Annotated in this window: 16 protein-coding genes; 8 read left to right on the top strand and 8 right to left on the bottom strand. The window is 70.8% G+C overall.

All coding sequences use genetic code 11. The annotated features are described in order from the left end of the window. Nucleotides 1-78: 78 nt before the first annotated feature. Together OHS71_RS38920 and OHS71_RS38915 are read right to left on the bottom strand one after the other, a co-directional pair. Entirely contained in the window at nt 79-1,494 is a 1,416-nt protein-coding gene (locus OHS71_RS38920) for a sensor histidine kinase (protein WP_328484028.1), read from the bottom strand. A gap of 113 nt (nt 1,495-1,607) precedes the next feature. Next, on the bottom strand, nt 1,608-2,357 hold the full coding sequence (locus tag OHS71_RS38915) for a response regulator transcription factor (protein ID WP_328484027.1): 750 nt from the start codon (nt 2,355-2,357) through the stop codon (nt 1,608-1,610). Between the two features lie 228 nt (nt 2,358-2,585). On the opposite strand from OHS71_RS38915, the gene OHS71_RS38910 reads away from it, so the two are divergent. The 3 genes from OHS71_RS38910 to ppk2 all read left to right on the top strand — a co-directional run bounded on the left by OHS71_RS38910 (nt 2,586) and on the right by ppk2 (nt 5,377). Beyond that, complete coding sequence (locus tag OHS71_RS38910; protein WP_328484026.1) at nt 2,586-3,938, top strand: ferredoxin reductase family protein; 1,353 nt, start codon at nt 2,586-2,588, stop codon at nt 3,936-3,938. A 7-nt stretch (nt 3,939-3,945) separates the two neighbouring features. Then, the gene (locus OHS71_RS38905; RefSeq protein WP_328484025.1) at nt 3,946-4,413 is read left to right on the top strand and encodes an FMN-binding protein; all 468 of its coding nucleotides are present in this window, start codon (nt 3,946-3,948) and stop codon (nt 4,411-4,413) included. 160 nt (nt 4,414-4,573) lie between these two features. After that, nucleotides 4,574-5,377: a polyphosphate kinase 2 gene (gene ppk2, locus OHS71_RS38900; protein WP_328484024.1), complete on the top strand. Its 804-nt coding sequence runs from the start codon at nt 4,574-4,576 to the stop codon at nt 5,375-5,377. Nucleotides 5,378-5,534: 157 nt separating this feature from the next. Here ppk2 and OHS71_RS38895 read toward each other — a convergent pair whose 3' ends face one another. The 3 genes from OHS71_RS38895 to OHS71_RS38885 form a co-directional block, all read right to left on the bottom strand. Further along, complete coding sequence (locus tag OHS71_RS38895) at nt 5,535-6,041, bottom strand: DUF6584 family protein (protein ID WP_328484023.1); 507 nt, start codon at nt 6,039-6,041, stop codon at nt 5,535-5,537. 147 nt (nt 6,042-6,188) lie between these two features. Then, nucleotides 6,189-7,058, bottom strand: coding sequence for an SCO6745 family protein (locus OHS71_RS38890; RefSeq protein ID WP_328484022.1), 870 nt, complete (start codon nt 7,056-7,058; stop codon nt 6,189-6,191). Between the two features lie 246 nt (nt 7,059-7,304). Next, the gene (locus OHS71_RS38885) at nt 7,305-8,159 is read right to left on the bottom strand and encodes a class II fructose-bisphosphate aldolase (protein WP_328484021.1); all 855 of its coding nucleotides are present in this window, start codon (nt 8,157-8,159) and stop codon (nt 7,305-7,307) included. 200 nt (nt 8,160-8,359) lie between these two features. Between OHS71_RS38885 and OHS71_RS38880 the strand changes: the two genes are divergently transcribed. Next, nucleotides 8,360-9,148 carry a DeoR/GlpR family DNA-binding transcription regulator gene (locus tag OHS71_RS38880; RefSeq protein WP_328484020.1) on the top strand — a complete coding sequence of 263 codons (789 nt, stop codon included), beginning with the start codon at nt 8,360-8,362 and terminating at the stop codon, nt 9,146-9,148. A gap of 86 nt (nt 9,149-9,234) precedes the next feature. On the opposite strand, the gene OHS71_RS38875 is transcribed toward OHS71_RS38880, so the two are convergent. From OHS71_RS38875 to OHS71_RS38865, 3 genes are read right to left on the bottom strand one after another with little or no spacing between them, the layout of a single operon-like run. Then, on the bottom strand, nt 9,235-10,122 hold the full coding sequence (locus tag OHS71_RS38875) for a carbohydrate ABC transporter permease (protein ID WP_328484019.1): 888 nt from the start codon (nt 10,120-10,122) through the stop codon (nt 9,235-9,237). Continuing rightward, a complete protein-coding gene (locus OHS71_RS38870; RefSeq protein WP_328484018.1) occupies nt 10,119-11,081 on the bottom strand; it encodes a carbohydrate ABC transporter permease in 963 nt (320 codons plus the stop codon). The genes OHS71_RS38875 and OHS71_RS38870 overlap by 4 nt, the downstream gene beginning before the upstream one ends. A gap of 5 nt (nt 11,082-11,086) precedes the next feature. Continuing rightward, on the bottom strand, nt 11,087-12,346 hold the full coding sequence (locus tag OHS71_RS38865; RefSeq protein WP_328484017.1) for an extracellular solute-binding protein: 1,260 nt from the start codon (nt 12,344-12,346) through the stop codon (nt 11,087-11,089). A 195-nt stretch (nt 12,347-12,541) separates the two neighbouring features. Between OHS71_RS38865 and OHS71_RS38860 the strand changes: the two genes are divergently transcribed. The 4 genes from OHS71_RS38860 to OHS71_RS38845 all read left to right on the top strand — a co-directional run bounded on the left by OHS71_RS38860 (nt 12,542) and on the right by OHS71_RS38845 (nt 22,507). Beyond that, on the top strand, nt 12,542-13,441 hold the full coding sequence (locus tag OHS71_RS38860; RefSeq protein ID WP_328484016.1) for an SIS domain-containing protein: 900 nt from the start codon (nt 12,542-12,544) through the stop codon (nt 13,439-13,441). A 584-nt stretch (nt 13,442-14,025) separates the two neighbouring features. Beyond that, nucleotides 14,026-16,881, top strand: a complete 2,856-nt coding sequence (locus tag OHS71_RS38855; protein ID WP_328484786.1) for a TIM-barrel domain-containing protein — start codon at nt 14,026-14,028, stop codon at nt 16,879-16,881. 107 nt (nt 16,882-16,988) lie between these two features. Next, nucleotides 16,989-18,857, top strand: a complete 1,869-nt coding sequence (locus OHS71_RS38850; RefSeq protein WP_328484015.1) for a DUF4091 domain-containing protein — start codon at nt 16,989-16,991, stop codon at nt 18,855-18,857. After that, nucleotides 18,854-22,507 carry a beta-galactosidase gene (locus OHS71_RS38845; protein ID WP_328484014.1) on the top strand — a complete coding sequence of 1,218 codons (3,654 nt, stop codon included), beginning with the start codon at nt 18,854-18,856 and terminating at the stop codon, nt 22,505-22,507. The genes OHS71_RS38850 and OHS71_RS38845 overlap by 4 nt, the downstream gene beginning before the upstream one ends. Nucleotides 22,508-22,509: the final 2 nt, after the last annotated feature.

The following is a 22,509-nucleotide window of genomic DNA, read 5'->3' as shown; positions in this document are numbered from 1 at the left end:
AACGGCTCCCCCCTGTTCTCAGGGCGGGAGCCGTCGCCGTTCACCCACCCGCGGCCCGGCCGGACGAACGGCGTGTGATCACCCGTCACCGGCGGGGACCCGCACGGTGAAGGTGGTGGAGCCGGGGCCGCTGTCGAGGCTGACGTTCCCGCCGTGGGCCTCCGCCACCGCCGCCACGATCGACAGGCCGAGCCCGGTACCGGTGCCGGTCTCCGAGCCCCCCGTCCGGCGGCGGTCCCCGTGCGTGAAGCGCTCGAACACCCTGGGCCGGACGTCGGCGGCGACGCCGGGTCCGTCGTCGTGGACCTTCAGGACCGCTGTGCGGTCCTCGCTCTCCAGCGAGATGGTGATCGTGCTGCCGACGGGTGTGTGCAGGCGGGCGTTGGCCAGCAGATTGGCCAGCACCTGATGGAGGCGGTGGGCGTCGCCCGGCACCGTCACCGGCTCCTCGGACAGCTCCAGCTTCCAGCGGTGTCCTGGGCCCGCGGCCTGCGCGTCCGTCACGGCGTCCAGGACCAGGCGGGTCAGGTCGACGGGCAGCCGTTCCAGGGGGCGGCCCGCGTCGAGGCGGGCCAGCAGCAGCAGGTCGTCGACCATCTCTCCCATGCGCGCAGATTCGGCCTCGATGCGTTCCAGGGCACGCACCACCTTGTGCGGCACCGGCCCGGGGTGCAGCAGGGCGAGTTCGGCGTGGCCGCGGACCGACGCCACGGGTGTGCGCAGCTCATGGCTGGCGTCGGCGGCGAAACTCCGCAGCCGTTCCTCGCTCGCGTGCCGTTTGGTCAGCGCGTCCTCGACGTGGCCGAGCATGGTGTTGAAAGCGCGGGCGACCCGTCCGACCTCACTGCGCGGGTCGGTCTCGGGCGCGCGGGGCCAGAGTTCGACCTCGCCGCTGGACAGCGGCAGCCGGCTGACACTCGTGGCGGTCGCGGCCACCCTGCTGAGCGGTCGCAACGACCAGCGCACCCACAGCGCCCCCGCGAAGCCGGCCACGACGAGCGCGGCCCCGAAGACGACCGCGGCGACCAGTTCCAGCCGGTGGACGGTGGCCTCGACGGGCTCCATGGGCAGCCCGGTGACCAGAACGTCGCCGTCCCTGCCCCGGACCGCCATCACCCGGTAGTCGTCGAGCGAGGCGAGATCGACCGTGTGGCCCCTGCCGTCGGCCGGCACCCGGGCGAGCGTTCCCGTGTCCGCGGCTCCGAGCGGAACGTTCTGGACGCCCGCGCCCGTGCTGGAGCCCACCACCGCGGCGTTGGTCACCTTGTCGCCGACCAGCCGGGCGCCGAAGGTGCCGACGGTCTGACGGCGGGTGTCGCCGTCGCCGTCCTCGTCGCCGTCGTGGTCGGACGGGCGCTTCTCACCGTGCTCGAGGCTCGCCGGGAACCGTACGCCCGTCTCGCGCAGCTGCTGGTCGAGCCGGCCGGTGAGGAAGCCGTTCAGCTCCACCACCGCCGCCAGTCCCACGGCCGCGCAGCTGACCGCGAGGAGCACGACGAGGCCGGCCGTGAGCCGCGCCCTCAGTGTGCGGGGCCGCGGAAGGCGCGAAAGCGTCTGACGCGCCCCGCCGCGGAACGGACCTCGCGCCGGCCGCCGGTTCGGTGTCCTCACCGGACGACCGGCTTGAGCACGTATCCGGCGCCGCGCACGGTGTGGATCATGGGCGGGCGGCCCGCGTCCACCTTCTTGCGCAGGTAGGAGATGTACAGCTCGACGACGTGGGCCTGTCCGCCGAAGTCGTAGGACCACACCCGGTCGAGGATCTGCGCCTTGCTGAGGACGCGTCGCGGATTGCGCATGAGCAGACGCAGCAGTTCGAACTCCGTCGGGGACAGTTCGACGAGTTCGCCACCGCGGGTGACCTCGCGGGCCTCCTCGTCCATCACCAGGTCGCCCACGGTCAGCTGCGGGCCGTCCGCCTGCTGGCGGGCCATGCCGGCCCGGCGCAGCAGCCCGCGCAGGCGGGCGACGACCTCCTCCAGGCTGAACGGCTTGGTCACGTAGTCGTCACCGCCCGCCGTGATGCCCGCGATGCGGTCCTCGACCGCGTCCCGTGCGGTCAGGAAGAGCACACACACGTCGGGGCGCACGGCACGCAGCGCGCGCAGTACGGCGAAGCCGTCGGTGTCCGGGAGCATGACGTCGAGGACGATCGCGTCGGGCAGCAGCTCACGTGCCCCGGCGAGTGCCGAGACACCGTCGCCCGCGGTACGGACCTCCCAGCCCTCGTACCGCAGGGCGCCGGAGAGGACCTCCGCGAGGTCGGGATCGTCGTCGACGACGAGGACCCGGAGCGGGGCGCCGTCGGTCCGGGTCAGCGCGGGGCGGCCTGAGCCGCGGGGGCGGTGGGTGTTCATCTCATCCACCAGGATGCGGTCTCGGAGCGGCCCGGGCTGCCTTCCCGGCCTCTGAGTTCGCTCTGAGTCCCCTGTGCCTGCGGTCGGCGCCGGCCCCCCGGGGGCCCCTCCCACCTGCGGCTGGGCCCTGCCACCCGGTGTGCGCTGAGAGCCGGCTCAGAGGTTGCGTCGGCACAGTGTCCCTACCGGACGGCCGAAGGGGCGTACGGACAGCGAAGGGACACACGGATGACGACGGTGTACTCACGACCCGGGGTCGCCCCCGCGCCTCCCGCACCGAAGCGCTCCCCCGTCGTGCCCGTGCTCGTCGTCCTGTGGGGCGGGGCCGCCGGCGTGCTCGCCCTGTGGTGGCACGACACCGGGTCGGTCGTGGGTTCCGCGGGTGTGCTGACGGGGGCCGGGCGGATCGCCGGACTGCTGGCCGGGTACGCCTGCGCCGTCCTCGTCGCTCTGATGGCCCGCGTCCCGCTCCTCGAACGACGGATCGGCGCGGACCGGGTGACGCGCTGGCACGCGATGGCGGGCCGCTACACGATCTGTCTGCTGGTGGCGCACGTCGTGCTGATACTGCTGGGGTACGCCGCCCAGGACGGCTCGTCCTTCGTGGACGAGACGCTCACGGTGGTCCTGGACTATCCGGAGATGCTCAAGGGCGCCGCGGGGACCGTCATCCTGTTCGCGGTCGGGATCGTCTCGGCCCGAGCGGTGCGCCGCCGGGTCGGTCACGAGTTCTGGTACTACGTGCATCTGCTCACGTACGCGGCGGTCTTCCTCACCTTCGGGCACCAACTGGCCCTGGGTTCCGACTTCGTCGGCAGCCGTGCGGCCCAGGCCGCCTGGTACGCGCTGTACCTGGGCGTCGCGGCCCTCGTGGTGTGGTTCCGGATCCTGGCTCCGGTACGGCTGAACCTGCGTCACCGGTTGCGGGTGGACACCGTGCACCGGGAGGCGCCCGGCGTGTACTCGGTCGTGATCCGCGGCCGGCGGCTGGACGAGATGGGGGCGCTGCCTGGGCAGTTCCTGCGCTGGCGGTTCCTGACCGAGGGCATGCGCTGGACCTCCACGCCGTACTCCCTGTCGGCGCCGCCGCGCCCGGACCTGCTGCGCATCACCGTCAAAGCGCTCGGGGACCACAGCGCCGCCGTCGCGCTGCTGCGGCCGGGCACCCGCGTGTGGGCGGAAGGCCCGTACGGGGCGCTGACCGCGGACCGGCGGAGCGCGCACAAGTCCCTGCTGATCGCCGGCGGTGTCGGCGTCACCCCACTGCGGGCCCTGTTCGAGACGCTGCCCGGCGAGGTCACCCTCCTCTACCGCGCCCGCTCGGCGCAGGACCTGGCCCTGGGCGGGGAGCTGGAGGCGGTCGCGCTGTGGCGAGGGGCCAAGGTGCACTACGCGCTCAACGGCCCGGACGGCCGACGCCCCGATCTCACCGCCCGGTCCCTGCGCGCGGCCGTGCCCGACCTCGACGCCCACGACGTCTACCTGTGCGGCCCGCACGGATTCGCGCAGGACCTGTACCGGGCGTTGCGCGCCGCCGGGGTTGCGGACAGCCGTATCCACCATGAGTCCTTCGAGCTGTGAGGCCGTCTTGCACACGTTGAACAAGAACCGTCCGCTGCGCCGGATCGTGCTGGCGAGCGCCGCGACCGTCTCCGGGATGGTGCTGCTGCTGTCGCTGAAACCGCACACGACGCCAGCCGTCGCCGGTCTCGCCTCCTCCCCCGCGCCGTCCAGCGGTTCCGGCGTGTCGGGCGGGACCGGCGGATCCGCGGCCACGGGAACCCGGACCCTCACCGGGGACTCCGTCCAGACCCGCTGGGGCCCCGTCCAGGTCCGCGTCACGCTGACGAACGGGAAGCTCACCGACGTCACCGCGGTCACCTACCCCCAGGACAACCCGAGGGACCAGCAGATCAACAGCTACGCCGTTCCGCAGCTGACCCGAGAGGCGCTCACGGCCCAGAGCGCCGACATCGACACCGTGTCCGGCGCCACGTACACCAGCGACGGGTACCGCCAGTCACTCCAGTCGGCACTGGACTCCGCGAGCGGCTGACGCCGTCGTAGGACACGGCCGGACAGCGGACCGGCCGACCCGCGCGTTCGGGGTGCGCGGTACTCCGTCTGTCAGTACGGTGGCGTTCTGGTGTCCGACCTGCGACATGGTGGAATACCGCGATTCTTCGGCGTAGAGGTCATCGGGCGGTGGAGGCGGCATGGCCGGCAAGAAGGCGGCGAGGCTGCCGCGCAAGGAGTACGAGCAGGAACTACTGCGCCTTCAGACGGAGTTGGTGAAGCTTCAGGAGTGGGTGCGGGCTTCGGGCACCCGCCTGGTGGTCGTCTTCGAGGGACGGGACGCGGCGGGCAAGGGCGGGACCATCAAGCGGGTCGCGGAGCACCTCAACCCGCGCGTGGCGCGGATCGCCGCGCTTCCGAAGCCCACGGAACGCGAGCGCACACAGTGGTACTTCCAGCGGTACGTGGAGCATCTGCCGGCGGCCGGGGAGATCGTGCTGTTCGACCGGTCCTGGTACAACCGGGCCGGGGTCGAGCATGTGATGGGCTTCTGCACGAAGGAGGAGCACCAGCTTTTCCTTCGCCAGTGCCCGATCTTCGAACGCATGCTGGTCGAGGCGGGCGTGCTGGTGCGCAAGTACTGGTTCTCGGTGAGCGACACCGAGCAGCAGGAGCGCTTCCGGCGCCGGCTGGAGGATCCGCTGCGACGCTGGAAGCTCTCGCCGATGGACCTGGAGTCGATCACCCACTGGGAGGCGTACTCCCGGGCCAAGGACGAGATGATGGTGCACACCGACATCTCCGAGGCGCCCTGGTACGTCGTCGAGAGCGACGACAAGCGCCGGGCGCGGCTGAACATGATCGCCCATCTGCTGTCGTCCCTGCCGTACCACGAGGTGCCGCCGCCCGTGCTGGAGCTCCCGGAGCGGCCGCCGTCGACCGGCTACGAGCGCCCGCCGCGTGATCTGCAGACCTACGTCCCCGACCACGCGGCGACCATCTGAGCCGTCGGCCGCCCCGCGCCCCGGAACACACGGGGACGCTGTCATGAGGCCGGCCCGGCGGCCCGAGCCACGCCGAGTACCTCACACGTGGGCGCCGTCGTGGTGCCCGCGTCCTCGACATCGGCCGGACCGGGTTCGCGGAGCCTGGCGAGCGGAGTCAGTCGAAAAGCGCGACGAGCCCGTTCACCCAGATCGCCAGGAACACGAGGATCACCAGCACGAACACGGTGCCGCCGACGTAGCCGGGCAAGGCGCTCACCTTGGTCTCCGTGCCCTCGTCCGACGGCAGCGTGTCCCAGTCGGCCGGGGCTCCCAGGGCGTCGGAGCACGCTGCACGCACCGCCGCCAGCTGCTCCCGCGCGAAGGCCGATCGGGCGAGCGACTCGGGGCCGCTCCAGGCGAGTGCCCGCATGCGCTGCTCAGCCGTGGCGTATCTCCGCTCGAAGGCGAGGGTCTCGGCCGGGTCCCGGTCCTGTTCGAGGTACATCCAACGACCCGCTTCCGCCGGCTCTCCGTACAGTCGGTACACCTCGCCCAGGCGGCGGCGCGGCTCCAGATCGGCGGGGAAGGACGACACCAGCCCGCGCAGGCGCTGGCGCGCCATGGGGACACGGCCGGCGGCAAGGTCCGCGTCGGCTCGGGCGAGAGTCTCGTTCAGGGGCATGAGCGCATGATCGACTACGGCGGTGACCGACGTCGAACGGGTTTTCCCTCGGCACCGCTCACCCGGGCCGGCGGGTCGCCCCGGGCGGCGGATCGCTCCGGGCGGCGGATCGCTCCGGGCGGCCGGAGGGTCACCTGTTGCCGACGGTCACCTCTTGCCGATCAGGTCCGCCGGGAAGGCGCCCGCGGCCAGCGCGGCCTGGGCGAACCTCGTCCCGAGGACCGTCAGGCGTGCGACGCCCTCCGCGCCGAGGTGCTCGTACGGAGCCTGGTCGAGGCGGTCGGTCTCCCGCTCGATGTCCTCGCGGAGCGCGACACCTCGCTCCGTGAGCTCGCCGGCGCCGTCCAGCAGCCCGCGGTCCCGCAGCCGGGCCGTCGCCGCGTCCCAGTCGTCCCGGGTCCAGCCCCGGGTGTTCGCCACCCACCTCGGAGTCATGCCCTTGCCCGTGGCGGTGTGGGTGACCATCGCCTCCAGTCCGTCGAGCCCCGCGGACATCAGCACCGCGAGGTGCCCGTCGCCCCGGTGCTCGCGCAGCAGGGTCGCTCCGTGCCAGTACGCGAGGTGCGGCTCCTCGGGGACGGCGAGGTCGGCGTGGGCGGAGTACAGCGGCCGGGCGCCTCGCCCGCAGGCCTCGGCGGCGCGCAGTGCGAGCCGTGCGGCCTCCGTCATCTCCGCGGACGCCACCGCCTCCTCGCCCAGCAGGCGCCGTAGCGTCGCGTCGACGGCCCGCGCGCGTGCCGCGAGCACGTCCGCCGGGGCGGCGACGGACCAGACGGCGGGGACGTGCCGGGCCACGAGGTCGTGCTTGTAGTTGTAGAAGGCCGCCGTCACCGCGCCGGCTCCGACCGGCCCCAGCGCGGCCGCCCGTACGGCGAAGTTCACGGCCTTGGGATGGGTGATCCCCAGTGCGCCCAGCTCGCGACCCAGATCGGGCGAGAAGTAGTGCGTCGCGTGCAGTGAGTTGAGCGGGTTGTGACAGCGCCGACCGGCGCGCGGTTCGAGTACGGCAGTAGTCATGGCCAACAGGTTACCGACTGGTCATTATGGCCGTACCCCCGGTACTCGGCCCGGTCCGGCCCCGAGGCAGTTCCGCTGGAGCCCCGATGCAGCCCCGATGCAGCCCCGTCGGACAGGGGCAGCGCGGAGACCCGGCTTGCTGTCCCTCGCGCGCCGGGTCCGCTTGCCCCGCTCAGCCCTCGCCCGTCCGACGGCGCCCGGAGCGCCCCCACGGCATCACGCTCCGCCCCGTCGGCGAGGTGGGGATCACCCCGTTCCCGCCCGGCTGCCCGACAGGGTCCGCAGGGCCGAGGCCACCGCGTCGGCCATCGCGCCGCGCGCCGCGGTGAGGGCCGGCCGGGGGTCGACGGCCGCGGGCGCCGCGGCGAGCGTGTCGCGCACCGCGCCGGTGAAGGCCACGTTCAGCGCCGTACCGATGTTGACCTTGACCATGCCGGCCGCCACCGCCAGCAGGAGTTCCTCGTCGGGTACGCCCGTCGAGCCGTGCAGGACAAGCGGCACCGGGAGCGCCCGGGCGAGGCGGGCGATGAGTGCGTGGTCCAGCCGGGCGGTGCGTGTGGTCATGGCGTGGGAGCTGCCGACCGCGACGGCCAGCGCGTCCACGCCGGTGGCGGCGACGAATTCGCGCGCCTGGTCGGGGTCCGTACGGGCCGAGGGCGCGTGCACTCCGTCCTTGCCGCCGATCTCGCCGAGCTCCGCCTCCAGCCACAGCCCCCGGGCGTGAGCCCACTGCGCGGCGGAGCGTGTGACGGAGACGTTCTCGGCATGCGGCAGCGCGGAGGCGTCGAACATGACGGAGCCGAAGCCGCAGTCCGCGGCGCCATGCAGCAGCGTTTCGTCCGTGACGTGGTCGAGGTGCAGCGCCACAGGGACGGCCGCCGCCTCGGCGAGCGCGGCGGTGGCGCGGGATATCGGGGCGAGCCGGCCGCCGTGGAACCGTACGGCGTTCTCGCTGATCTGGCAGATGACCGGGCAGCCGGCGGCTTCCGCCCCCGTGACCACGGCCTCGGCGTGCTCCAGAGTGATCACGTTGAACGCGCCGACGGCCCGTCCGTCGCGGTACGCGGAGCTCATCAGGTCCGCGGTGGAGGTCAAGGGCACGGACGGCCCCCGATCCCGGCGGGCGGGGCCGGCGAGCAGAGCGTCGGAAGGGACAGGGGCAGCGAGGGCGGCAGCGGGCCGCACCTGCGGGACGTGCAGGGTTTTGCTCGTTTGGCGACCATAAAACACCCAATCAAGCGCTGTGGTTTCATGGTGCTGCGCACCTCGTGGCGCACACCACCGACAGGGAGTTGTGAGAGATGGCGGCACCGCAGGCCCGGTGGAGCGCGCTGCTGGAGATGCTGACGCGCGACGGACGGATCGAAGTCGAGCCTGCCGCCGAGGAGTTGGGAGTCTCCGCCGCGACGATCAGGCGCGACCTCGACGAGCTCGCCCGCCAGCAGATGGTCACCCGCACGCACGGTGGAGCCGTCATCAACGCGATCGCCTACGACCTGCCCCTGCGCTACAAGGCCGCGCGCAACGCTCCGGAGAAGGAGCGGATCGCGCACGCCGCCGCCGGCCTGGTGAAGGCCGGGGCCGTGGTGGGGCTCAACGGCGGCACCACGACCACCGAGGTGGCGCGGGCACTGGCCACCCGCGCCGACCTGAGTTCCGGCGGTGCGGAGACGGCGGTCACCGTGGTCACCAACGCCCTGAACATCGCCAACGAGTTGGTCGTACGTCGCCACGTCAAGCTCGTGGTGACCGGCGGGGTCGCCCGGCCGGCGTCCTACGAGCTGATCGGTCCGCTGGCCACCGAACTGCTGGCGGAGATCGCACTGGACGTGGTCTTCATCGGCGTCGACGCCATCGACGTGGCCAACGGGGCGACCGCCCACCACGAGGGCGAGGCCAGCATCAACCGGGCGTTGGCCCGCCGCGCGCAGCAGGTCGTCGCGGTCGCCGACTCCACCAAGCTGGACCGGCGGGCCTTCGCCCGCATCTGCCCGGTGGAGGACATCGACGTCCTGGTGACCGACAAGGCCGCCTCGGACCGGCTCACCGAGACGTTCACGGCTGCCGGTGTGGAAGTCATCCGCGCCTGACACCCCACGCCGCTCCCGGCGCGACGCCGACTGCGGCCCGGGACCGGAACCCGGCCCCGGGCGCGGCCGTGATGCGCCTCGCGCCGTCATCCGCGCACGCCGCCCGAGGTCAGGCCCGCGACGAGGTGGCGCTCGACGAAGACGAACAGCACCACCACGGGGACGATCGCGACGATCGACGTGGCGAACAGGTACTGCCACTGCTCGTGGTACGAGGTGACGAAGCCGGGAATCGCCTTGGTCAGGGTCATCCGGTTGCCGGACGAGGTGATGGTGAGCGCCACCACGTACTCGTTCCACGCACCGATGAAGGTGTAGACGAGCGCGGTCACCACACCAGGCATCGCGAGCGGCAGAACGATCCGGGTCAGGGCGCCGAACCGCCCGGTGCCGTCGAGCCAGGCGGCCTCCTCCAGTTCCTTGGGGATGCTCGCGAAGTACGCGTTGAGGATCCACACGCAGAACGGCAGGTTGAACGCCGCGTTCACCAGGATGAGGCCCTCGGCGGTGTCGGTCAGGTCGAGGCTGACCATCTCCCGGTAGATGCCGACCAGCAGCGCGGTCGGGGCGAACATCTGCGTGACCAGGACGAGCAGCAGGAACGCGCCGCGTCCGCGGAAGCGGTGCCGGGCCGTGTAGTACGCGGCGGGCAGCCCGACGGCCAGGGTGAGCAGCGTCGCCGCTCCGGCGATGTACAGCGAGAACAGCAGGGCGTCCACGACGCGCGGGTCGTTGAGCGACCAGATGTCCGTGAAGTTCGACCACTGCCAGTGGGAGGGCAGATAGGCCGGCGGTGACTGCATCAGTTCGGGTGTCGGTTTGAGGGCCGTCAGCAGCATCTGCGCGTAGGGCGCGAGGAACGCCAGCGCCACCAGCCAGCCGGTCGCGGTGAGCAGGACGGTGCGCAGCTTCATCGGTGCGGTTCGCCGCCCGGGCGGCGCGGCTTTGCGGGGATCGACGGCGGTCCTGCTCACGCGGTGTCCTCCTTACGGCGGACGACGCGCAGATAGACCAGCACCACAGCCAGGACCAGCCCGAAGTTGACGACGGCCATGGCGGCCGACTCCCCCACCGACTGGTTGTCGAAGGCGAGTTTGTACAGATAGGTGGTGGTCGTGTCGGTGGCGAAGCCGGGGCCGCCGCGCGTCATGGCCCAGATGATGGGGAACGAGTTGAACACGTTGATGACGTTGATGATCGCGGCGACGACCAGCGAGGGCCGCAGCAGCGGCAAGGTGATGGCCAGGTAGCCCCGGACCGGGCCGGCGCCGTCCACCCGCGCCGCCTCGTACACCTCGGCGGGGATGCTCTGGAGACCGGCGAGCAGGACGAAGGAGGTGAACGGCAGCGAGACGAACACGGCCACGCCCATCATCGCGACGAGGGCCGGCCCCGGGTCCGCCAGCCAGTTGACGGGCGCGTCCAGCACACCGAGGTCCATGAGCAGCCGGTTGATGACGCCGTAGAAGTTGTTGAGCATCCAGCGCCAGATGAGGGCCGTCATCAGCACGGACGAGGCCCACGGCACGATCATCGCCCACCGCACCCACCGCTGCCCGGGGAAACGGGAGTTGAGCAGTTGGGCCAGTCCGAGGGAGACCAGGATGGTGACGGTGACGACCCCGACGACCCATACGAGGGTGCGCAGCAGCACTCCGGGCAGATCGCCCTCGGCGAACAGGTCGGTGTAGTTGCCGGCGCCGGCGAACCCCCGGGACAGTCCGGTCGAGCTCACCCGTGTCAGGGATGTACGGACCATCTCGACGATCGGCCAGACGACCATGGTCAGGATGAGGAGGGTGGCGGGACCGAGCCACAACAGGGGCTCCAGCGCACGCCGGTTACTCCGAGGGCGGGGCGGCGGGGGCACGGGCGCCTGCGGGGCGGGGCGTTCGCTCCCCGCCGCGTTCACGGTGACGTCGTGTACGGCCACCGAGGTCAGTCGCCCTTCTGCGCGGTCTTCTGGATCTCGCCCAGCACCTTCGCCGGGTCACCGCCCGCCACGGCGGTGCCGATGCGCTGTTTCACGGCGCCGTCGACGGCTGCCCACGCCGGGTCGTCGGTGGGGGCGAACTCCGCGTCGGAGAGGGCGTCGACGAACGGCTTGTAGTAGGCGGCGTTCCGGCTGTCGGAACTCAGCACCTCGCCGGACGACTTGGTGACCGACAGGAACCCCTCGGTGGAGACGAACTCGGCGGCGTTCTTCTTCTGGTAGAAGAAGTCGAGGAATTTCCTCACTCCCGCCTTGTTCGATCCGTCGCCCTTCTTGAACGCGACGAGGTAGTCCTGCACGCCGAGCGTCTTGTGTGTGCTGCCGTCCTTGCTCGGCAGCGCCGCGACGCCGTAGTTCAGCTTCGCGTCGACCGGGTCGATGAAGCCCTTGCGCATGAAGACCGCCCCGTTCAGCATGCCGATCCTGCCCTGGGCGAACTGGTTGAAGACGTCCTTGCGGTTGGTGGCCTCCGGGTTGGGCTGGGTGACCTTCTCCTTCGTCAGTTTCCGCAGGAAGGTGAGCGTGTCGACGTTGGCCTGCCGGTCGATGGCCCACTTGCCCGAGGCGTCGGTCCAGCCGCCGCCGTTGTTCATCGCCCAGATCTGGAACTCGGCCTGGGCCTCCTCGGCCCCCAGAGGTAACCCGAGGCCTATGTAGCCGGCCTGCTTGATCTTCTTGGCGTCGGCCTCGACCTCGGCCCACGTGGACGGCGGCCGGGCGATGCCCGCTTCGGCGAAGATGTCCTTGTTGTAGAAGAACAGACGTGCACTGGAGATGAAGGGCAGGCCGTACTGGGCGCCGTCGTACTGCGCCTTCTGCCGGAACAGCGGGAGGAAGTCGCTCAGCACCTCGGGGGAGACGACGTCCCGCGCCTTGTGGACCAGTCCGTCCCGGGCGAAGTCGGAGAACTTGTTGTAGTTGAGGATGTCGGGTTCCTGTTTGGTCTGGACGTACGTCTTGACCTTGGAGTCCATCTGCTCCCAGTCGACGACTTCCAGGTTCACCCGGTATCCGGGGTTCGCGGCTTCGAAGTCCTTGATCAGCGCTGCCCAGTAGGCCTGGGTGTCGTCGTCGTACTTCGCGGCGACGAAGGTGATCGTGGTGCCGTCGGAGCCGCCGCTGTCCGAGGAGCTGCCCTTGCCGCATCCGGCGAGGGCAAGCGCCAGGGCCAGTCCCCCGGCAAGGCCTGTGAGGTGCCGTTTCACGGAGTCCTCTCCGCACGCATGGCGTGCTGGGTCAAGCGCGTGCTCGCTTGATTGCGCGCTCGCTTGCTTGTTTATGCTCGATTCCTAGTGCTATCAATCATCAAGCGACATGATGCTCAATGAGTCGCGCACGGTGTCAAGGGGCCGCCACATCACGCATCGGTCACACCGTGCGCCGAGAGGGGAGACCTCCCGATGAGTCAGACCGAGATCGAGATCGCCACCCAGCCCGACTGCTGGCGGCAGGCCGAGGCTCTGGCCCGGCGAACCGACGGGCCGGCCTCCGCCTCGCTGCCCCGCCCCGGAGAGCGCGTGGCCGTCGTGGGCTGCGGGACGTCCTGGTTCATCGCCCAGGCGTACGCGGCACTGCGGGAGTCGGGCGGCCACGGGGAGACCGACGCCTTCCCCGCCTCCGAGATGCCGGTCGGCCGCGTCTACGACCGGGTGGTCGCGCTGTCCCGGTCCGGCACCACGACCGAGGTGCTGGAACTGCTCCGCCGGCTGCGCGGGCACACCCCCACGACCGCGGTGACCGCGGTGGCACAGTCACCGGTGACGGGGGTGTCCGACGCCGTCGTCCTGCTCGACTTCGCGGACGAGACCTCGGTCGTCCAGACCCGGTTCGCAAGCTCGGAACTGGTGCTCCTGCGGGCGCATCTGGGCGAGGACCTCGGCCACCTTCCGCCACAGGGCCGCGCGGCGCTGGACGAGGAACTGCCGGCCGGGGTGCTCGAGGCCGAGCAGTTCACCTTCCTCGGGCAGGGCTGGGCCTACGGGATCGCCCAGGAGGCTGCGCTGAAGATGCGCGAGGCGGCGGGCGCCTGGACGGAGGCCTATCCGGTCATGGAGTACCGGCACGGCCCGATCAGCGTCACCGGCCCCGGCCGGGTGGCCTGGTGGTTCGGCGACCCGGCGGAACTGCCGGCCGGTCTCGCCGACGACATCGCCCGCACCGGGGGGCAGTTGGTGGCCCTCGGCCGGGACCCGCTGGCCGACCTCGTCGTGGTGCACCGGCTGGCCGCCGCCCTCGCCTCGGCACGTGGGCTGGACCCGGACAATCCGCGCCATCTGACCCGCTCCGTGATCCTCGCCTGACCGGGCGCGCCGGTACCGGTCTCGACGAAGTCGCAGAATTTACCCGTCCGTTACCAACGGTTTCCGGGCCCGCCGACGCCCTCCCGGGGGGCCCGGAACCGACCACCACCAGGGGCGACAACAGCTCCGTGCGGCCCCTCGGGGCACCCGGGAGGCCGGACACCCCGCCTGTTGACAGGTGGCGGTTACCGCAAGAGCATGAGCGAAATCGCTTGGAATCTTGCATCAGCACGCAGCACCAAACAGCTCCCTCAAGGTCTCTGAGGCTTATGAGGCTTGTGACAAGCAGATCTCGAGCCCGCCGAGCGCCGCGCTTCCTCGTGACCGGCCAACTCCGCACGCACCGGCACCACGCACCGCCGCTCCCGAGCCACCGAGTCACCGTCCTGTCCGACAGGAGGACACGAGTGCACGCCCGACTGAGCAGTCCCGGCGGCCTGTTGCTCACTGCCGCGCTGACCGCCGCCATGCTGATGGCGCCCGTCACCGGCTCCGCCACGGCAACGGCCGCCGACCGCCCGACCACCACCGCCGGCACCGGCGGGCCCAAGGTGGTCCGCACCGCGCACGCCGTCACGGTCTCCATGCCGGCCTCCGCCGGCGCACCCGGCTACACCCTCGACGTGGCCACCGGTCAACTCGCCCTGACCACGCGCCGCGCCGGGAAGACCGTGCTCGCCACCGCCCCCGGCGACACCGGCGCCCTGCGCTTCGCCGGGGCCGACGGAATCTGGCAGCACGCGACCGGGGTCACCGACTGGACGTGGAAGAACGGTGTTCTGACCGTCACGGCGGACAGCACGCTCGACGGCGTCACGGTGCGGGCCCGCATCACCCCCGGCGCCGACCGGTACCAACTCGACTGGGACGTGCACGGCGGCGCGGCGAAGCAACTGGGCCTCGCCTACGACCTGTCGGCGGCCGGCCACTGGTACGGCCACGGCGAGGCGGAAACCCCGCAGGGCGGCCCGGGGGTCGACCAGCCCTGGCCGCTCGACGCGGGCGAGGTCGACCACAAGAGCTTCGGTCCGGCGTCGTACAACATGATCGACCCGTTCTGGTACACCTCCAGGTCGACCGGCCTGCGCGTCGACACGGGGAACGTCATGGACGTGGCGATCAACAAGGGCAAGGACGGCCTCGGCACCTTCACCGTCGGCTCGCCCGACCCCTACAAGGCCACCGTGTTCGTGGAGTCGACCCCGCTGGAGGTCTACCGCGACTACATCGGCGTCGTCGGCAAGCCCGCCAAGTCCGACGCCCCGTACGAGCAGTACGCCAAGCCTCTGTGGAACTCGTGGGCGCAGTTCTACACCAAGGTCGACCAGGAGAAACTGCTCGACTACGCCACCGACCTCCACGACAACGGCCTGGACGGGCACACCATCCAGCTCGACGACAAGTGGGAATCGAACTACGGCAATCTGACCTGGGACCCCAATACCTTCCCCGATCCCCAAGGGCTCTCCAAGAAGATCCACGACATGGGGTTCGACTTCGGCATCTGGGTCACCCTGTGGATCAACCTGGACTCCGACAACTACCGGTACGCCGTCGACCACGACTACTTGCTCAAGGACGCCGAGGACACGAGCAAGCCGTGTGAGGTGACCTGGTGGAACGGGCAGGCCGGGATCATCGACCTGGCGAACCCCGACGCCAGGGCCTGGTACGAGGGCAACCTCAAAACCCTGATGGACACGTACGACATCGACGGGCTGAAGTTCGACACCCGCTTCTTCGACGAGAAGTGCGCGCCGCGCGAGGGCCACCAGGCCACGGACTACCAGAAGCTCGGTACACAGCTCGCCGACGGGTTCGACCTCCAGGGCGCCGGCATCCGGGTGCACTGGAACCGGACGGCCCACGAGGCCGGTTTCGTCACCCGTCAGGTCGACAAGGGCACCGGCTGGGACTCCCTGCGCGCCTCCGCCTCCCAGAACCTGGCCATCTCCACCATCGGCTACCCGTTCGTCGAGTCCGACATGATCGGCGGCTCCGGCGGTCAGCCCGCACCGTCGAAGGACGTCCTGGTGCGCTGGGCGCAGTCCGCCTCGCTGATGCCGCTGATGTACGCCTCGACCTCCGCTGTGGACACCAACGACACCACCACCGGGCAGAAGGTGGACTACGACCAGGAGACGGTCGACCTCTACCGGCAGGCGATCAGGACGCACGAGAAACTCGCCCCCTACATCTGGGACCAGGTGCGGAGCACCCTGAAGACCGGCGATCCGATCATGCGGCCGCTGTTCTTCGACTTCCCGAAGGACGAGGCGAGTTACACCGTCACCGACGAGTGGATGCTCGGACCGGCCGTGCTGGCCGCGCCCAAGCTGAGCAGCGGCGCCACCCGCTCCGTCCATCTGCCGCCGGGCACCTGGTACGACGTGAACCAGGGCACCGTGATCCGCGGCCCCAGGACGCTCAAGGGGTACGCGGCGCCGCTCGGCGTCACGCCGGCCTTCGTCGATCTCAAGGCGGAGGGTGCCGCCAAGGCCGTCAGGGCCCTCAAGCGCGACGACGTCCCGGCCGCCTCCGTCCTGATCACCCCGGACGCCCCGGCCACCGACTCCGGTAGGCCGTTCCAGGTGACCACCGAGGTGACCAACTGGGGCACCGGGCCCATCGGGAGCGTGAAGGCGGCACTGGGCCTGCCCGACGGCTGGCATGCGGCGGCGGCCGGCCCGAGCACCGCGAAGTCCCTCAAGAACGGCGCCACACTCACCACCACCTGGACCGTGACCCCGGCTGACGACGCCCGCTGGGGCAGCCACGACCTCACCGGCACCGCCACCTACAGAGCCCACAGCGGGTCGACGAAGGTGTCGGACACCGTGCAGGCGCGGGTGAAGCCCGCCCCGGGCAGTGTCCAGGAGCCGTACCTGACGACCGACACCACCTCCGAGGACCCCCGATACGCCCAGGCCGGTGACCAGTTCGCCATCTGGGCGGGCGGCCAGGACCTGTCCGGCTGGAAGGACGAGAAGGGCGTCATCTACCGCGACGACGCGGCCGGCGAGAAGGCCACCGTGCAGGCCCGGCTGGTCTCGCAGAACAGCGCCTCACCGGTCGGCAAGGCGGGCATCGCCCTCGCCAACGACCTGACCGCGCCGGAGAAGGGCGGTTACGCGGTGCTGGTCATGACCCAGAGCTACGGCCTGGAGTTCATGACCGACAGCGACGGCGACGGGAAGCTCGACACCTGGGCGGGCGGCGGTTCCACCTACCACCCGGCGCATCTCAAGCTGACCCGGGACGGCACCACCTACACCGCGTACGCCAGCAAGGACGGCGAGACCTGGTCGCAGGTCGGCACCGCACAGGTGCCCTCTGCCTCCGGCACCGAAGACGCCGGGATGGTCGCCGGCGCGGCCAACGTCAACTACCCCGGCCAGAACATCGAAGCCGTCTTCAGCGGATTCTCCGTCACCTCCTGACACGCGCCGACGCCGGCGACCCCCGCTTCCCGGCAGGACCTCGCCCTCCCCGGGGCCTGCCGGGGCCCCACTTCCCTGCACCTTCGTGAGAGAGAGGGACCCAGCCCATGGCACGTACGTCCTCAGCCCTCGCCGGCTTCGTCGCGGGCGTCGTCGTGGCCGCGAGCACCACCGCGATCGCCGTCACCGGTGCGGCCACCACCGGCACCGACCTCGGCTCCAGGACCACCACCACCTGGCTGACCGTCAAGGTCGCCGACGCCATGGGCACCAGGGACACCCTCACCTGGGTCCCCACCGGCTCCTTCGCCGGCTCCGCGGAGGAAAGGGTCCCGCGGTACCCGATGACCCCCATCCAGGGCAAGGACACCAAGGAGCTGAAGCTCTCCGCCGTCCGCAACGAGCAGGTCTCGGCGCAGCTGGCGATCGCCTCCGGCCACCGTCTCCGCGACGTCAAGGCCGTGGTCGGCGATCTGACCGGCCCCGGCGGCGCGAAGCTGTCCGGCGCCGACACCCAGGTCAGGTTCGTCAGGTACGTGCCCGTGCAGCGCTCCAAGAGCGAGGTCGACTGGTCCGCCACCATCGACCAGGTCAGCTCCGGCAAGGAGGTGTCCGGGGACCGCAACCCCGACGTGGTCGCAGACCCGCTGGAGGAGCGGTCCTCCGTCGACGTACCCGCGTACGCGGCCCAGCCGCTGTGGTTCACCTTCCACATCCCCGGGCGGGCCAGGCCCGGCACCTACACCGGCACGGTCGAGGTCGACGCCGACGGCCGTACCCAGGCCCACTATCCGCTGACCATCGAGGTCGCGGACGCGAGCGTGCCCGACCCGAAGGACTACTCCTTCTTCCTCGACGTATGGGCGCAGCCGGAGACGATCGCCAGGAATCACGGCGTCGAGCTCTGGTCCGACGAGCACTGGAAGCTGATCGGCGCGTACGACCGCGACCTGGCCTCGCGCGGGCAGAAGGTCATCAACACCACCATTGTCGACAACCCGTGGCACCACCAGTGGTCGCTCGGCACCAGGGCGTCGCAGACGGCCACGCCGTACACCAGCATGGTGGGCTGGAAGTGGAACGGAAAGGCGTTCTCCTTCGACTTCGGCCGCTGGGACAAGTACGTCCGGACCGCCAGAGGCGCCGGTCTCGGGCCCGACATCGGCGCCTTCTCCATGCTGGCCTTCCAGGACCGGGAGCACCTCACCTACACCGACACCAGCACCGGCAGAACCGTCTACGAGAACGTCGATCTGGGCGGCAGCCGCTGGCGTGAGGCGTGGGGAGCGTTCCTGCCCGCCTTCGAGAAGCACCTGAAGGCGAAGGGCTGGCTGGAGGACACCTGGCTGTCCTTCGACGAGCGGCCGATCGACACGATGACCGTGGTCAGGAACTTCGTCCACGAGGTCGCGCCCGTCTTCGACGACCGTATCTCCGTGGCCGGTTCGATCAGCACCGAGGGCGTCGCGTCCAACCTGTCCGTCGACTGGGGCGGCATCGACGCGATGACGAAGGAGAAGGCGGCCGAGCGGCGCAGGGCAGGCAAGATCACGACCTTCTACGTGTACGGGGCGCCGGCCCACCCCAACACGCTGACGTTCTCCCCCGCCGTCGAGTCGCGGATGCTGCCGTGGATCTCCGCCCAGCGCGGTCTGGACGGCTTCCTGCGCTGGTCGTACAACAGCTGGACCAGCGACCCCTTCAAGCAACCGGTGCACATCTTCACCCAGGGCGACGAGTACCTGGTCTACCCGGGCAAGGACGGTCCGATGTCCAGCATCCGCTGGGAGCAGCTGAAGGAGGGCATCGAGGACTACGAACTCGTCGCCGAGCTGCGCAGGAAGGACGGCGGCGCCGAAAGCGCCGCGCTGACCGAGGCCCTCGCCACCGCGACCCGCGGTCTGGACGGCCGCACGAAGGACGTGGGCGACATCGAGACCGCGCGGACCGCAGTCGTGAAGGGGCTGACCAAATGAGAGCGAAGTGGAGGTCCCTGCTGCTCGCCACGGCCCTTACTGTCATGCCCCTGACCAGTACGCACGCCGTCGCGGCACCCGCCGGGGCGAAGCCCGGCGCCGCCCCGCACACCGTCACCTATGACCAGTACTCCGTGCGGGTCGACGGCAAGCCCCTGTACCTGTGGGGCGCCGAGTTCCACTATTTCCGGCTGCCCAGTCCCGACGCCTGGCGCGATGTGCTCCAGAAGATCAAGGCGGGCGGGTTCAACGCGGTCTCGCTCTACTTCGACTGGGGGTACCACTCCTCCAAGCCCGGCTCGTACGACTTCACCGGCATCCGCGACGTGGAGCGGCTGCTCGACGAGGCCGAGCGGGCGGGCCTGTACGTGATCGCCCGCCCGGGCCCGTACATCAACGCGGAGGTCTCCGGCGGCGGCATGCCCGCCTGGCGCACGACACAGGCAGGCGTCAACCGCACCTCCGAGCCGGAGTACCTGAAGGCGGCCCGGGAGTGGATGAGCCGGATCAACCCGGTCATCGCACGCCACCAACTCACGCGCGGGACGGGCTCGGTGATTCTGTATCAGGTCGAGAACGAGTACCAGGGCGGCCGGCACGACGCCGACTACATGCAGACCCTCATCGACTGGGCGCGTGCGGACGGCATCGACGTCCCGACCTTCGTCAACGACGGCGGGGCCAACAAGAACTGGGTGAGCGGCAAGGGCGCCCCCGACATCTACGGTTTCGACGCCTATCCGCAGGGCTTCGACTGCAAGAACCCCGACTCCTGGAAGAACCTGCCCGACTATTCCTACGTCAACGAGTGGAAGCCCGAGTCCCCGCTGCTCATCCCCGAGGCGCAGGGCGGCGCGTTCGACCCCTGGGGCGGCACCGGATACCAGGACTGCGCGAAACTCACCGGCACCGACTTCACCCGGGTGTTCAGCAAGATGAACATCGCGGCCGGGGTGAGCGGCCAGTCCTTCTACATGACGTACGGCGGCACCAACTGGGGCTGGCTCGCCGACCCCAACGCGGTGTACACGTCGTACGACTATGGCGCCCCGATCAACGAGTCCCGCCAACTCACCGACAAATACCAGGAGTTCAAGCGTCTCGGGTACATGGTCAACTCGGTGACCTCGCTGGCGCGCACCGACAGGGCCGAGGCGCCCACTCCCACCGATCAGGCCCTGCGCATCGACCGGCGCGTCAACCCCGACGACGGCACTCAGTTCTTCACCGTGCGGCACGCCGACACCCGTGTGAAGGACAAGGACGAGACCACCCTGTCGCTGAAGGGCGCGGACGGCGACTACCCGCGGGTGCCCCAGCAGGGAACGATCACCGTCGACGGCCGGGACGCCAAACTGCTCGTGGCCGGCTACGACCTGGGCCGAAGCCAGCGGCTCGTCTACTCCACCTCGGAGATCATGACGCACGCCCGGATCGGGGGCCGGGAAGTGGCGCTGCTGTACGGGCGGGCGGGCGAGACCGGCGAGACCGTGCTGCGGTACGCCGCGCGGCCCGAGGTGACCGTCCTCGACGGCGATGTCACCCCCACCTGGGACGCCGAACGCGGTGACCTGCGGCTGAACTACACCCACAAGGGTCTGGCACGGGTGCGGGTGAACGGCATGGAACTGCTGATCGCCGACACCGCCGAGACCGCCCACTGGTGGCGGCAGGACACCGCCACGGGTCCGGTCCTGGTACGAGGCCCCTCCCTCGTCCGTACCGCCCAGGAGACGGACGGCACTCTGAAACTGACCGGCGACTCCACCGAGGCGGCGAAGATCGAGGTCATCGCGGACGCCGGGAAGGCCACCTGGAACGGCCGCAAGGTCGCCGTCACCGAGGCGCCACGTCCGGTCGAGCTGCCCGCGCTCAGGACATGGACGTACAAAGAGGAGGCACCGGAGGCCGCTCCCGGCTTCGACGACTCCTCCTGGACCACCGCCGACCACCTCACCGCCGCCGACCCGGATCTGGCCGGATCGCTGCCGGTCCTCGCGATGGACGAGTACGGCTTCCACCACGGCAACGTGTGGTACCGCGGCCGGTTCAGGACCACCGGTGCCGCGACCGCGCTCGCACTCGACGCCACGACCGGCAGCACCGGCCAGTACGCGGTCTGGCTCAACGGCCGCTACCTCGGCAGCTCCGGCGGCGGCGCGCACACCTTCGACATCCCGGCCGGCGCGCTGAAGGCCGGCGAAGGGGGCGGGGACAACGTCCTCTCCGTCCTTGTGGAGAACGCGGGTCACAACGAGGAATGGGGCCACGACTACTCCAAGGAGCCGCGCGGACTGCTCGGCGCCGAGGTGATCGGCGGGGCCTCCACCCTCACCTGGAAGATCCAGGGCAGCCGAGGCGGCGAGGACCCGGCCGACACCGCCCGTGGGCCGTACAACAACGGCGGGCTGTACGGGGAGCGGGCCGGCTGGTCGCTGCCGGGGTACTCCGACGGCGGCTGGAAGAGCACCACGCTCGCCCGGCAGACCCGCAGGACCGGGCCCGGCGTGCGCTGGTACCGCACGTCCGCCCGGCTGGACCTGCCGCAGGGCCAGGACAACGCACTCGCACTCGAACTCGCCGGGGCCGCCGGCGGTCGTACCGGCTACCGCGCCCAGATCTTCGTCAACGGCTGGCTGATCGGCCGCTACCTGCCCGGCACCGGGCCGCAGTCACGGTTCGTCATCCCGAAGGGTCTCCTGCGCGAGCAGGGCAACAACACCATCGCCCTGGCCGTGTGGTCCACCGAGGACGGCGCGGGCCCGGGTTCGGTGAGGCTCGTCGGCCTCGGCGCCTCCGCGGGCGGCATCAAGGTGGCCACGGTGGCCGCTCCCTCGTACGACGCGAAGACCTACGCCATGCCGGCCGCGGGCGCTCACGTCACCGTCGACGCCGACCCGTTCATGGGCACCGGCACCGCCGTGAAGGTCCCCGTCACCCTCAGCGTGCCGAAGGACGCGCCGATCGCCCGGAACGTCCGGCTGACGCTGAAGGTCCCGGAAGGCTGGAAGGCGACCACCGACGACACCGTCCGTTTCGACCGGGTCCGGCCGGGCGGCACGGTGACCGCGGACTACACCGTCACCCCGCCGGGTGATCCCGTCCACTACGCCGTCCTGTCCGCGACCGCCGAGCTGACCCAGCACGGCCGTCCGCGCGCCGTGACCGGTGTCCGGGCCGTGCAGGTGCCGCCGCCGGGGCTGTCCGCCGACGCCCACGTCAGCGACCTCACCCTCGTCACGGCGGTCAACGGCTGGGGCCCCGTGGAGAAGGACACCTCCAACGGAGAGGCCGCGGCCGGCGACGGACGCCCTCTGAGCATCGGCGGCACCACCTACGCCAAGGGCCTCGGCGTGCACGCGAACAGCCGGATCCACGTCTACCTCGGCGGCGGCTGCACCCGCTTCACCGCGACCGCCGGAGTGGACGACGAGGTCGGCGACAGCGGCAGCGTCTCCTTCCAGGTGGTCGCCGACGGCCGCTCGCTCACGAAGACCCCGGTGGTACGCGGCTCCGACGGCGGCACGGCCGTCGACGTGGACGTGACCGACGCCCGCTGGCTGGACCTGCTGGTCGACGGGGACGGCGATGTCTCCGCGGACCACGCGGACTGGGCCGACGCCAGGCTGACCTGTGGGGGCGGTGCGTGATG

The sequence above is a fragment of the Streptomyces sp. NBC_00377 genome, assembly GCF_036075115.1.
GTDB lineage: Bacteria > Actinomycetota > Actinomycetes > Streptomycetales > Streptomycetaceae > Streptomyces.
The sequence above is the reverse complement of the archived record's forward strand: the minus strand, read 5'-3'. Positions and strand labels throughout refer to the sequence as shown.

Coding starts and splice junctions, on each gene's coding strand:
- OHS71_RS38915 (WP_328484027.1), bottom strand. CDS start 2,357: ATGAACACCCACCGCCCCCGCGGCTCAGGCCGCCCCGCGCTGACCCGG.
- OHS71_RS38910 (WP_328484026.1), top strand. CDS start 2,586: ATGACGACGGTGTACTCACGACCCGGGGTCGCCCCCGCGCCTCCCGCA.
- ppk2 (WP_328484024.1), top strand. CDS start 4,574: ATGGCCGGCAAGAAGGCGGCGAGGCTGCCGCGCAAGGAGTACGAGCAG.
- OHS71_RS38895 (WP_328484023.1), bottom strand. CDS start 6,041: ATGCCCCTGAACGAGACTCTCGCCCGAGCCGACGCGGACCTTGCCGCC.
- OHS71_RS38890 (WP_328484022.1), bottom strand. CDS start 7,058: ATGACTACTGCCGTACTCGAACCGCGCGCCGGTCGGCGCTGTCACAAC.
- OHS71_RS38880 (WP_328484020.1), top strand. CDS start 8,360: ATGGCGGCACCGCAGGCCCGGTGGAGCGCGCTGCTGGAGATGCTGACG.
- OHS71_RS38860 (WP_328484016.1), top strand. CDS start 12,542: ATGAGTCAGACCGAGATCGAGATCGCCACCCAGCCCGACTGCTGGCGG.
- OHS71_RS38855 (WP_328484786.1), top strand. CDS start 14,026: ATGCCGGCCTCCGCCGGCGCACCCGGCTACACCCTCGACGTGGCCACC.
- OHS71_RS38850 (WP_328484015.1), top strand. CDS start 16,989: ATGGCACGTACGTCCTCAGCCCTCGCCGGCTTCGTCGCGGGCGTCGTC.
- OHS71_RS38845 (WP_328484014.1), top strand. CDS start 18,854: ATGAGAGCGAAGTGGAGGTCCCTGCTGCTCGCCACGGCCCTTACTGTC.